The organism is Sporosarcina sp. Marseille-Q4063, from assembly GCF_018309085.1.
In the GTDB taxonomy this organism is placed as follows: Bacteria; Bacillota; Bacilli; order Bacillales_A; family Planococcaceae; genus Sporosarcina.
Genome location: NZ_CP070502.1, coordinates 3,224,259 through 3,237,624 on the forward strand (window position 1 = coordinate 3,224,259; position 13,366 = coordinate 3,237,624).

A 13,366-nucleotide genomic window follows, 5' to 3' on the forward strand; every position below is an offset into this window, starting at 1 on the left:
TTTTAGGTACCCATTTTAGGTACCTGTGCAAGACACTATTCAGTTAATACACTACAATTGCATAAAGTGAAAAGGGGATACTGACTATATAACACTTAGTCGGTATCCCTTTGGTTTTTTATTCGATGTGGTGAATTGTCATAATTGCACCTTGCACAGGTACCTATTATTCATTGCACCTTGCACAGGTACCTTTTATTCCTCTTATTCTTTACGCATTCTCTCGATTTCATCCGCTACAAACTGTACGCTTGTGCCGACGATGACTTGAATGCTTTGTGGTCCGACAACGTTGATGCCTGGGACACCTGTACTTTTAATTTTCTTTTGATCTACGGCTTTCATATCTTTAACTTCGACGCGTAGCCTTGTTGCACAGAAGTCGATGGATGTGATGTTGTCGTTTCCGCCCAAACCATCATGAATTTTAGTTGCCATGTTTGTAAATTTGTTATCTGTTTGTGCGTCTGTTTCGAGATTCTGATCCTCATCCTCATATTCCTCATCATCTCCTCGACCAGGTGTTTTCAGGTCGAATCTAGTGATTAGGAATCTGAAAAGGAAATAGTAGATGACTGCGAATACGAGCCCTTGAACAATAAGCATAAGGGGTTGATTCGCAAGTGGTAATCTTGAACTTAAGAAAAAGTCGATGAAACCTGCGCTAAATCCAAATCCAGCTGTCCAATTAAAGGTCGCTGCAATAAATAAAGACAGACCTGTTAACGCAGCATGCACAACGTAAAGAGCCGGTGCAAGGAACATAAATGCAAATTCAATTGGCTCAGTGACGCCTGTGAAAAATGCCGCAAATCCTGCTGCTAACATTAATGATGCGGTTTGTTTTCTTCTGGTTGTTTTAGCAGTATGGTACATAGCGAGCGCAGCGGCCGGCAAACCGAACATCATAATTGGGAAGAAACCCGCCTGATACATACCGGTGACGCCTTTGGTTCCTGAACTGTTCCAGAACTTACCGATGTCATCGATCCCAATTGTGTCAAACCAGAATACCGCGTTTAAAGCGTGATGTAAGCCCGTTGGAATTAACAAGCGGTTAAAGAATCCATAGAGGCCTGCACCAACACTACCTAGTCCACTGAGTCCTGTACCAAAAGAAAATAAGGCACCGTAGACAAGAGGCCAAACAAAGAACAATACGCCTGACACAATTAACATTGCAACCGCGGACATGATTGGAGCAAGCCGTTTTCCACTAAAGAAAGCTAAGAAATCCGGCAATTTAACGTGACTAAAACGATTGTACATGGCCGAAGCAATAAGCCCAGAAATAATTCCGATAAAAGCATTATCTATCTTTTCAAAAGCGGGGTTCACGTTTTCCACATCAATGCTTTGAAGAAGCGCAACACTATCCTCCGATAACAAAGTAGTGATAACCAAGAACGCAACCAATCCGCTAAGTGCAGATGCCCCGTCTTTACCCTTAGACATCCCATAAGCAACCCCGACAGCAAATAAAATCGGGATGGACTTAATAATAGAATCTCCGGCTGTAATTAAGAACGCGGCAAGAACGTTTCCTTCACCCCATCCATCATGGTCAATCCAATACCCGATCCCCATCAAAATCGCCGCTGCTGGTAATACAGCTACTGGCAACATCAAAGACCGGCCAAGTTTTTGTACATACTTCATCAAGACAAACCAACCTCCATTCATATTTTTACTTATAATTTCTGTGGAACGTCCGCGTTGTAAAAGGAATAAAAATAAGACCTGTCTACTATTTATATTAATGGACAGACACGCGCAGAACATAAAAGCATTGTGGGGTATACTGACACCATTCGACATTAAGAGGATAATTCCTTCTTTCAGGCAGCTTTTCTGAGGGTATCTCTTTGAGGTGCCCTTTCTGAGGTACCTGTGCAAGACACTTTTCAGTTAATACACTACAATTGCATAAACTAAAAAAAGGATACCGACTAAGTAACGCTTTGTCGATATCCCTTTGGTTTTTTATGCGAATCTGTGAATTGTCATAAATGCACCTTGCACAGGTACCTTTTGAAAATGCACCTTGCACAGGTACCTTATTTCAGCCCATCTAAAACAGTTGAGGTGAATTTTTGTATTTCTTCGACGGGATCTAGACGGTCTCCGAAGATTATCCAGTCGTAGATTGTTCCTCTCATGCAGCGGGTGATCATCATTGAAATGTAGTCTGCGGTTAAGCCTTTTCTGAACTCTCCTGATTCCACGCCTTCTTCTACAAATTCTAGAATAATTTTATATAGATTTCGAGCTGGACTGGTCAAGTAGTGATCTTCGTCCATTGTTAATGCGAGGGCGCTTGTGTAAACGGTACGAATTAGGTCTTTTCCTAAGTCATCTCGTAGATAAGTCATTTGCCCCTTATAAAAGAATAGTATTTTTTCACTGGCGCTAATTTCTTTTGGAATACTTGGTATGAATGATAAATAAAAGTTGTCTATGTCCTTGAATTTTTCTAGGAAAATATCATATTTTGAATTGAAATGAACGTAAAATGCACCTTTTGATACATTGCATGCTTTGGCGATACTATCAACGGTTACATGATCAAAGCCTTTTTCATGAAAAAGTTTCAAGCCTGTTTCTAGCAGATTATCTTTCGTTTCTTGCGCTTTTAATTGCCGCGGTGTAAGTTTTGACATGCTTTGCCCCTCCTGAATACTCATCGATTACTATAATACCATACAACGATAATTGAATTATTTAAGTTTAAAAGATAGTTTGACTAATTAGAATTGAAGCGTTATTATAAGGATACCACGGTATGTGACTCTGGTATGTGACCGGGGTATGTGATTTAGGAAAGCGCTTACAGTTAATTCGAATCAAAAGGGAATTACATAACAAGGGAGGATTAATTATGAGTAATGAAAAAAAGATCGGATTCATTGGCCTGGGGAATATGGGGTTTCCAATGGCGAAAAATTTACTGGGAAAAGGCTACACAGTTTATGCGTTGGATGTAAATAAAGACAGGGAAAATAGTTTTGCTGAATTGGGCGGCACAACTGGTTTGACGACTGCCTCATTAGTGAATGAAGTCGATTTCGTTTTCACGAGTCTTCCTACGCCTGCAATTGCGGAAGAAGTATTTTTGGGGGAAACAGGGATCATTAATAGCTGTGCGAAACCTTTGACTTTAGTTGATTTAAGTACAATTTCACCTGAACTAAATCGGAAAATTGCCGAAGTGGCAGAACAAAAAAGTCTTGAATATCTTGGGGCGCCTGTGAGTGGAAGTGTGTCGGGCGCAGAAAATGCGACTTTATCTATTATGGTGGGTGGCGATAAAGCGACGTACGAAGCGACACTTCCTTATTTAGACGTTCTTGGGTCGAATGTCTTTCACGTCGGAGATGATCCGGGCGTGGGGACTGTCGTGAAATTAATTAATAACTTAATGGCTGGTTTCCACAATCAAGCTGCGGCTGAAGCACTTACGCTTGCTGAAAGAGCAGGCGTTGATCCGGATATCGTCTATGATATCGTGAATGTAAGTTCCGGTCAGAGTACGATTTTTACACGGAATTATAAATCCTATATTTCAAAAGATGAATATAAAAAAGGCGCTTTCACAACTGCTTTATTGTTAAAAGATTTAAAGCTTGCGAAAGAGGTCTCGGACTCGCTTCACGGAAAGTTGCCGCTCGCGGAGAAGTTGATTGCATATTATGACGCGGAGATTGAAAATGGACATGCAGATAAAGATATGTCTGCTTCCTATTTAATGATCCAAGATGAAATTAAAAAACAACTTCAAGAAACTTAATTAACAAGGAGGAGAAGCAATAATGAAAACTGTACAAATCGAAAAGTTGAGTCATTTTATTAACGGAGAAAAAGTAGAAGGTAAGAGTGGTAGATACGGTGATGTTAATAACCCGTCACTTGGTGTAAAGATTGCTGAGGTTCCGTTGGCTTCTGCTGAAGAAGTAGGAGAAGTAGTTGAGTTAGCTAAAAAAGGATTTGAAGTATGGTCGAAGATTTCCGTTGCAAGAAGAATGGAAGTTCTTCATAAGTTTCGTGCTTTACTTGTAGAAAACACAGATAAGTTGGCACGTTTGACCGGTAAGGAAAATGGCAAAACGATTGACGATGCGAAAGGTGAAATTTCGAGAGCGATTGAATCCGTCGACTTTGCACTTGGCGCACCGCATCTTTTGAAGGGTGATCATTCGGTAAACGTCGGTGGAGAAATTAACTCTTATTCCATGCACAAACCATTGGGCGTCGTGACTTGTATCGCGCCATTTAACTTCCCGATCATGGTACCTGTTGCGATGAGTACGATGGCAGTTGCGGTCGGAAATGCGATGATTCTTAAGCCTTCAGAAAAAGTACCTCTCTCAGCGTTATTGATTTCAGAATTATGGACTGAAGCTGGATTGCCGGCGGGTGTTTGGAATGTTGTAAATGGCGATAAAGAAGCAGTGGATGCGCTGCTTGAACATAAAGATGTCAAGGCAGTAAGTTTTGTTGGTTCAACGCCAGTTGCCGAAGCAATTTATGAAAAAGGAACAAAACATCATAAGCGAGTTCAGGCATTTGGCGGAGGAAAAAACAGCATGATCATTATGCCGGATGCGGATATTGAGACTACGGTTAATTCCTTTATCGGAGCAGCATTCGGAGGAACTTCTCAGCGTTGTATGGCGATTTCCACTGCAATTCCAGTTGGAGAGAAAACAGCTGATGCTTTTGTTGCGGCATTAAAAGAAAAAATTAAAGAGCTGAAAGTAGGTACGTTTGACGATGAAAGTGCTGACTTCGGTGCGTTAATTAGCGCAGAGTCTAAAGTAAATGTACTGGGTGCAATTGAGAAAGCGATTGAAGAAGGCGCGGTAGTTGCAGCGGATGGCCGTAATCCGGAAGTAGCGCACGAAGATGGATTTTATTTAGGCGCTACGTTGTTGGATCATGTGACGACGGATATGAAAATTTATAAAGAAGAAGTTTTCGGTCCTGCCCGGATTGTTGTTCGAGTGAATACGCTTGAAGAGGCCATTGATTTAATTAATGAACATGAATTTGGAAATGGTGTAACGATCTTTACAGATAGCGGAAGTGCGGCACGGACGTTTACTGAGAATATTGAAGTCGGGATGGTTGGTGTGAACGTTCCGATTCCGATTCCGGTTGGTTATCACAACTTTGGTGGATGGAAGCGTTCGACTTTCGGCGAGGGACAGATGTTTGGACCGGATACGGTTCGTTTCTTTACGAAAAGAAAGACCGTTTCTGAAAGATGGTTTGATACTTCATATAATGAAAGCAAAACTGACTTTAGTTTTCCAAGCAGTTAAGTAATTGCTTACGGGATCGCAATTAATGTCAATTTGCGGTCCCGTTTTTAATTCGCGATTAAATGGGATTTCACGTAGGAGGGGTAAAATGCTGGGGATTTTTATAGGCTTGGTGCTGCTGATGGTATTGGCTTATCGGGGTTGGTCAATTATTTGGATCGCACCTATATGTGCGGGCATCGTTGCATGGTTCGGCGGCCTTAACTTATTAGATGCGTATACGGATACATACATGGGCGGTTTTGTGAAATTCGCTAAAGAATGGTTCCCAGTGTTTATGCTCGGAGCAATTTTTGGAAAGTTAATGGAATACAGTGGGATGGCCCATTCCGTGGCGGTCGGTATTGCACGGATTTTTGGTAAGGAGCGGGCAATCCTTGGTGTGATTATCGCGTCAAGTGTACTCGCTTATGGGGGAGTTAGCGTATTTGTCGTTGTGTTTGCCGTTTATCCTTTAGCTGTGAATATGTTCAGGGAAGCGAATATTTCGAGACGACTTCTTCCGGGAACAATTGTCGCAGGAATGATGACGTTTGCGATGACGGCGATGCCGGGGACGCCGCAAATTCAAAATTTAATTCCTACGTCGTACTTTAATACAACTGCAACTGCGGCACCGATTATCGGATTGGTTGCTTCAGCCGTTATGGCGATTGGATCTTTGGTTTATTTAAATAGAAGAGAAAGGGTCTTGAGGGAAGCCGGTGAAGTATTTACAGAGCCGGGTGAAGGACACCGTACAGAGGAAAGGGAAAAATGTCCTCATATCATTCTTTCTTTATTGCCATTGTTAGCTGTAATTATCACATTAAATTTACTTGGTTGGAATATTGTTATTGCGTTGTGCACTGGTATTTTACTAATCTTATTAATCGCTATTCGAGAATTTAAAGGGTTTACCAAGGCTGTTAATAGCGGGGCGAGTGACTCCGTTATGGCGATGATCAATACAAGTGCAGCTGTTGGATTTGGAACAATCGTGAGGTCCGTTCCGGGTTTTGAAAAGTTAAGCGACATGATTTTGGGAATTAATGCAAATCCGCTTATCTCTGAAGCGATAGCGGTGAACGTCTTGGCGGGCGCAACTGGTTCTGCATCGGGCGGATTAGGGATTACTTTGGAAGCATTGGGCAGTCATTATTATGAAATTGCAACTACCACGGGTCCTGCTCCAGAAGCTTTTCACCGGATCGCATCGATTGCTTCAGGTGGCTTAGATTCATTGCCGCATAATGGGGCGATATTGACGATATTGGTCGTGACGGGGATGACTCATAAAGAGTCGTATAAAGAGATGGCGGTTGTGGCGATTGTATTTCCGATGATATCTTTGATACCAGCGATTGGGTTGGGGATTTTGGGGATTTATTGAGGAATATGGTTTTTGGGGTGCCTAGGTGGATTTTTAGGTACCTTTTTTAGGTACCTGTGCAAGACATTTTTCAGTTAATACACTACAATTGCATAAAATGAAAAAGGGATACCGACAAAATAACACTTTGTCGGTATCCCTTTGGTTTTTTATTCGAATCCGTGAATAGTCATAATTGCACCTTGCACAGGTACCCTCCGAAAGGTACCCTCCGAAAGGTACCCTCAGAAAAGAGGTATCTTCCGAGGGGGGACCATCCGAAGGTACTTCGGAGAAGAGATTTCTCTCACACCACCACCCACAGGAACCTTTTACCTTTTAAGATATCGGTTTCTAGAATTGTGGTAAAATAGAGTTAATAGAGCAGTTGAAATAATTTAACTATGAATTAGGGTGAAGAAATGGAAGTACTAAATGAAATAGTTGATGTTAAGAACGATGACAGGCTAAGTGCGGGACATTGGATGACGCCGTTTCCCCATATAATTGAGATAGGGAAAACATACAAGGAAGCCGCAATAAAGATGGAAGAGCTTAAACTTAGCTGTTTGCCCGTTGTAGATGAGCTTGGGCATCCGGTAGGTTTAATCACTTTGAAGAAGTTAATGAATTTATTTTTATACGGAAATCCAGACAAGAAAATTAAAAGTAGTATTCGAGTTCGCGATCTAGTTCTCATTAAACAGGATGCTAATTTATTGGAATTATTTAAGATTCCTCATAAGCAGTTTTTAGTAGTGAACGATAGTGGGAAGCTGGTTGGAATTTTGACCAATCAAGACATCCTAGATGGATTTTCAAAACATATTTATAAATTAGAGCAAAGCGAGAATAAAGCTGATGCATTAAGTGTTATTTTGGAAAAAGCGTATGAAGGAATTGCGGTTGTGGATGAAAATGGCGTTATATTGGAGTTTAATGAGGCGTACAGCCGCTTTACGGGTGTGAAAAGAGATGAGGCGATTGGCCGTCATGTAACAGAGGTGATTGAAAATACAAATCTTCATATAACAGTGAAGACTGCTATTCCGGATCGTGGGGTACTCCAAGTCATTCAAGGTCAGCCTATGGTCGTCCATCGAATACCGCTTTGGAAAAAAGGGAAAGTTGTTGGCGCTATTGGAATGCTAATTTTTGAAGGGGTCTCAGAAGTTTACGAAATCCTTGATCGATTACAAAGTGAAAAAATTAAAAACGAGACCGAAACAAAAATGATTACGACTGAAATAGCAGAAGATAGTCGCATAACGATGGATCAAATTATTGGGACGAGCGAAAGTGTTTTGAGGGCAAAACGATTAGCAAGAAAAGCCGCAAGAACGGCGGCTACGATTCTTATTTCTGGGGAAAGTGGTACCGGGAAAGAAGTGTTTGCAAAGAGTATTCATCATTTGAGTCCGTATTATAATGGTCCATTCATAAGCGTGAATTGTGGAGCTATCCCTGAAAATTTATTTGAGTCAGAGCTTTTTGGTTATGAAGAAGGTGCTTTTACCGGCGCTAAAAAAGAAGGAAAACCAGGGAAGTTCGAACTTGCTCAAAATGGAACGATTTTTCTGGATGAAATTGGAGAGTTGTCTCTTTTATTGCAAACAAAATTGTTGCGTGTCTTGCAAGAGAGGGAGGCAGAGCGAGTTGGGAGCATTAAAAAATATAGCGTGGATGTTCGTGTGATTGCGGCAACGAATCGCAATCTTGAACAGATGGTCGAGGACGGAACTTTTAGAGAGGACTTGTATTATCGACTAAATATTATCCGTTTGCATTTACCGCCTTTACGTGAACGACAAGAAGACATCCCCACATTATTAGCGCACTTTTCAAAAGAAATATGTGATAAATACAATATCGTAGAAAAACGTTTTACTTCAGACGCGGTTGCAGCTTTAGTTAATAATCAATGGAAAGGAAATATCAGGGAACTGGTGAACACCATCGAACAGACTGTCATCATGAGTGATAAGGAAATGATAGATGTTGGCGATTTACCTCAAGTGATGAGGAAGCAATCAGCCGATGACTCGGCGATGAACCTTTCTTTAGTCGAACAGGCAAAAGCTGTAGGGGAAGAGGCTGAAAAACAACTTATTTTACAGACGTTAAAAGAAGTTGGTGGAAATAAATCACGAGCAGCGATCAAGCTTGGCATCCATAGAACGACATTGTATCAACGATTGAGAAAGTACGACATCCACTGATGTGTAGTGTAGCGACTACATAGTGTCGGATGCTGTAGTGGAACCCCTACACTTTTATTGAAGAAGTGTAGGGGTTATTTTTTATGGTTTTCACAAATAAATAAAATCGTAAATGTTTTTTAAGTGGTCTACTTGCCGTTATGACAGGGAATAGGTCCATTTTCATCATTAAAAGTTCCATGGGAAATTCCGCTTTTTATTAAAATTGGCATGCTTCTTGCAATTAAGTATGGTGAGGAGAATGGAGTGATGAATATGGAAAACTATAAGCTTTTCAGATCGCCACAATTAACGGTTTACGGGCGAGATGCTTTTAATCAGGTGGGTTCAGAAACAGCCCTCCGGGGAAAAAGAGCTTTAATTGTAAGTGATAGGATTATGGAAGGTCTTGGTTACATAGAACGATGTATAAAATCATTGAAAGAACAAAATATCGAAAGTGTAACGTATATTGGCGTGAAATCAGAACCATACGACAAGTATGTCGATGAAGCCTTGTCCCTGTTCGACGAAAATAACTGCGATATCATTCTTTCACTTGGTGGTGGAAGTTGTATTGATACGGCGAAAGCAGTTGCTGTAGTTGCGACAAACGGCGGGTACATAGGTGATTACATGGGAGGCAAAAAGATGGCCACGGTTCCATCGGTTCCTCATATTGCGATTCCAACTACAGCCGGAACTGGATCAGAAGCAACGGATGTAACGGTTATTACGAATTTAAGTAATGATGAAAAAATGATGATTAAACAACCAGCCTTTATGCCAGAAGTTGCGATTGTTGATCCACTTTTAACAATGTCATCACCGGCTAAAGTAACTGCGGCTACGGGCGTGGATGCATTATGTCATGCTGTGGAAGCGTATTTATCCAAAAGGGCACAACCGTTGACTGATACACTTGCACTATCCGCAATTACATTAATCGTGGCGAACTTAAAGCGAGCTTATGAAAATCCGAAAGACGTCGAAGCCAGGGAAGGGATGTCTATCGGATCCATGTATGCAGGAATGGCGTTTTCTAATGCTTCTGTCGGTCTTGTTCACGGAATGTCTCGACCAATTGGCGCTCTTTTTAATGTTCCCCACGGCGAATCAAATGCAATGTTACTTCCGGCAGTACTTGATTTTAGCCGCGAGGAATGTATGGATAGGCTCGCGGTAATCGGACGAATTTTTTCCGAAGAGGCAACACAAATGGATAACGATGAAGCATCAAAATTCGCAGTCGAGCAAATTAGAATTCTTTGTTCAGATCTGGGGATTCCTAATTTAAAATATTGGGGAATTGAACAAGACAAATTTGAAAGCGTTATCAATAAAATGGCGGTAGACGCTTTAAATAGTGGTAGCCCTGGAAATAATCCTCGAGTTCCAAGCCAACAAGAAATCGAAGAGTTATACCGAACATGTTACGACTATCAATTTTCAGGAAGCGCTATCTCTTAATAGATAGCGGATTAACGGGGTGAAGTGATGTGTTGGGTATGATTGGTTTAATTGGATCTCTTGCGTTATTGATGTTCTTAACGATGAGGGGCGTTAACATTATCATTGGGGCTATTATAAGTGCGGTTGTTGTCGCCATTTCTGGCGGAATTAACCTTGAAGTTGCACTGACCGAGCACTATATGACAGGTTTTACAGGGTATTTTGCGAATTGGTTTCTAATATTCTTACTAGGTGCTATTTTTGGCAAGATAATGGAAGGTACCAAAGCAGCGGATAGTATTGCAAAGTGGGTAACCGATAAACTTGGGGCTGGTCGAGCAGTATTCGCTGTTGTTGCGGCTGCTGCAATTATGACCTACGGCGGCGTTAGTTTGTTTGTAGTGGGATTTTCAGTTTATCCAATTGCAGTTTCATTGTTTAGAAGAGCTAATTTACCGCACCGTTTTATACCGGCGGCTCTAGTATTCGGGTCGATTTCATTTACAATGACTGCGCCGGGATCTCCGGAAATTCAAAATCTAATTCCGACTCAGTTTTTCGGAACGAAGCCGACAGCTGGCGGGTTGATTGGCGTACTTATGGCTCTTCTTATTATGACAGTTGGTGGTTTATATCTTGGTCGAATGGTGAGAAAAGCAACATCGAATGGTGAGTTTTTCTCGTTACCGAGTCAATCTCAGAAAAGAGAAGACGAAAAGAATGAAAAGGAACAAGCAGCTAAAGAAAATGGAGGCAAAGTTGATAATGGAGCACTTCCACCAGTAATACTAGCCTTATTGCCGCTCATTTCTGTCATTGCCATATTGAATATAATGGCTAACTTTATGTCTTCAACGGGTGCGGCACTTATTTCATTATCAAGTGGTATTTTCTTGGGTAGTGTGTTGATGGCTAAATTCTTGAAACATTTCTGGGATGCATTGGCTCAAGGTGCGCAAGATGCATTAGTCGCGGCAGCCAATACATGTGCAGTTGTCGGGTTTGGTAGTGTTGCGGCCCAAGTAAACGCTTTTGATAGTGTAGTAGATGCACTCTTGAGTATTCCGGGTCCGCCTATGTTAGGGCTTGCGATTGCGGTTACATTAATTTGCGGGATTACGGGATCTGCTTCTGGTGGCCTCGGTATCGCATTACCAATCTTAGCGCCAATTTATATGGCCCAAGGAATTGATCCGGGCGCTATGCACCGAGTTTCAGCGCTTGCGTCAGGTGGTCTGGATTCGCTCCCGCATAACGGATATGTTGTTACGACAATTCGAGCGATTAGTGGAGAAACACATAAACGGGCATATGGACCAATCTTTATATTAAGTGTAATCATTCCAACAATTATTATGTTCTTGGCAGTTATTTTATATTCAATATTTTAAGGAGGAATAGTCAATGACAAAAAATATACTGAAAAACTTTATTAACGGTGAATGGGTAGAGGCAAAAACAGAGAAGTATGAGCAAGTACCGAATCCAGCAACGGGTGAAATTTTAGCGGAAGTTCCAATTTCAACTGCGGAAGATGTAAACGATGCAGTTCAGGCAGCATCAGAAGCGTTCCGTACGTGGAGTAAAACAGCTGTACCGAGAAGAGCACGGGTTTTATTCAAATATCAACAGCTTCTTGTAGACAATTGGGATGAACTTGCAGAATTGATCACAATTGAAAATGGAAAGAGTTTTAACGAAGCGCGCGGTGAAGTGCAACGCGGAATCGAGTGTGTTGAATTTGCAGCAGGTGCTCCGTCTCTGATGATGGGGAAACAATTGCCTGATATCGCAACGAATATTGAGTCGGGTATGTACCGTTATCCAGTAGGGGTTGTTGGTGGAATTACACCGTTTAACTTCCCGATGATGGTACCTTGCTGGATGTTCCCGTTGGCGATTGCAATGGGTAACGCCTTTATTCTGAAGCCTTCAGAAAGAACGCCGCTTCTTGCTAACCGCCTGGCGGAATTATTACAAGAAGCAGGTCTTCCAGACGGCGTATTTAACATTGTTCACGGTGCACATGACGTTGTAAATCGCATTCTTGAGCATGAAGATATTCCTGCAATTTCATTTGTAGGGTCAGAGCCAGTAGCGGAATATGTGTATAAAACAGGCGCAGGTTATGGGAAGCGCGTACAAGCATTGGCAGGCGCGAAAAATCACTCAATCGTCATGCCAGATGCAGATTTAGATGCATCTGTTAAAGAAATTATCGGTGCGGCTTACGGTTCAGCGGGTGAAAGATGCATGGCTTGTGCTGTAGTTGTTGCGGTTGGCGATGTTGCAGATCCGCTTATTGATAAATTAATGCAAGCTGCTGACGATATTAAAATCGGTAACGGAATGGACGACGGCGTATTCCTTGGCCCAGTTATCCGACCAGATCATAAAGAAAAAACAGCTAATTATATCGAAATAGGTCAAGAAGAAGGTGCAAAACTTCTACGTGATGGACGTGAAGACGAGTGTATGACAAATGATGGATACTTCATTGGGCCAACAATTTTCGATAATGTGACATCAGAGATGAGAATTTGGAAAGAAGAAATTTTCGCTCCAGTTTTGTCGATTGTTCGTGTTGAAACGCTTGAAGAAGCAATTGAGCTCACGAATAAATCCGACTTCGGAAACGGAGCATGCCTATTTACACAAAGCGGTCATAGCGTTCGTTACTTCCGTGAAAACATCGAAGTTGGAATGCTCGGCGTCAACTTAGGAGTTCCTGCTCCAATGGCATTCTTCCCATTCTCGGGATGGAAAAACTCGTTCTACGGTGATTTGCATGCGAATGGATCAGACGGTGTAGAGTTTTACACGAGAAGAAAAATGTTAACAGCTCGTTGGTAAAATAAATTGTAACTAACAAAGGTTGCGAAGGAGAGTAATTCTCTTCCTTGCAACCTTTTTCAATACATTAGATTTCTTTTCGCATTCTCTGATGAGGGAATGTTAAGTTCTTTTTTTGGTACCTGTGCAAGACACTTTTCAGTTAATACACTACAATTGCATAAATTGGGAAAGGGATACCGACTGTATAA

The 13,366-nt window shown here is 41.6% G+C and carries 9 protein-coding genes; 7 read left to right on the forward strand and 2 right to left on the reverse strand.

What is annotated here, in order from left to right:
* Positions 1-204: 204 nt before the first annotated feature.
* Positions 205-1,662, reverse strand: coding sequence for an N-acetylglucosamine-specific PTS transporter subunit IIBC (gene nagE / locus JSQ81_RS16455; protein ID WP_212605087.1), 1,458 nt, complete (start codon positions 1,660-1,662; stop codon positions 205-207).
* Between the two features lie 395 nt (positions 1,663-2,057).
* Positions 2,058-2,660 (reverse strand): TetR/AcrR family transcriptional regulator, encoded by a 603-nt coding sequence (locus JSQ81_RS16460; RefSeq protein ID WP_212605088.1) that lies wholly within the window; start codon positions 2,658-2,660, stop codon positions 2,058-2,060.
* Positions 2,661-2,878: 218 nt separating this feature from the next.
* Between JSQ81_RS16460 and JSQ81_RS16465 the strand changes: the two genes are divergently transcribed.
* From JSQ81_RS16465 to JSQ81_RS16495, 7 genes are all read left to right on the forward strand, one after another.
* Positions 2,879-3,787, forward strand: a complete 909-nt coding sequence (locus tag JSQ81_RS16465; RefSeq protein WP_212605089.1) for an NAD(P)-dependent oxidoreductase — start codon at positions 2,879-2,881, stop codon at positions 3,785-3,787.
* A gap of 22 nt (positions 3,788-3,809) precedes the next feature.
* Complete coding sequence (locus JSQ81_RS16470; protein ID WP_212605090.1) at positions 3,810-5,321, forward strand: CoA-acylating methylmalonate-semialdehyde dehydrogenase; 1,512 nt, start codon at positions 3,810-3,812, stop codon at positions 5,319-5,321.
* An 88-nt stretch (positions 5,322-5,409) separates the two neighbouring features.
* A complete protein-coding gene (locus tag JSQ81_RS16475; protein ID WP_212605091.1) occupies positions 5,410-6,693 on the forward strand; it encodes a GntP family permease in 1,284 nt (427 codons plus the stop codon).
* 401 nt (positions 6,694-7,094) lie between these two features.
* Entirely contained in the window at positions 7,095-8,891 is a 1,797-nt protein-coding gene (locus JSQ81_RS16480; RefSeq protein ID WP_212605092.1) for a sigma-54-dependent Fis family transcriptional regulator, read from the forward strand.
* A gap of 255 nt (positions 8,892-9,146) precedes the next feature.
* Complete coding sequence (locus JSQ81_RS16485; protein WP_212605093.1) at positions 9,147-10,340, forward strand: iron-containing alcohol dehydrogenase; 1,194 nt, start codon at positions 9,147-9,149, stop codon at positions 10,338-10,340.
* A gap of 29 nt (positions 10,341-10,369) precedes the next feature.
* Complete coding sequence (locus tag JSQ81_RS16490; RefSeq protein WP_212605094.1) at positions 10,370-11,713, forward strand: GntP family permease; 1,344 nt, start codon at positions 10,370-10,372, stop codon at positions 11,711-11,713.
* A gap of 13 nt (positions 11,714-11,726) precedes the next feature.
* Positions 11,727-13,175, forward strand: coding sequence for a CoA-acylating methylmalonate-semialdehyde dehydrogenase (locus JSQ81_RS16495; protein WP_212605095.1), 1,449 nt, complete (start codon positions 11,727-11,729; stop codon positions 13,173-13,175).
* Positions 13,176-13,366 lie beyond the last annotated feature (191 nt).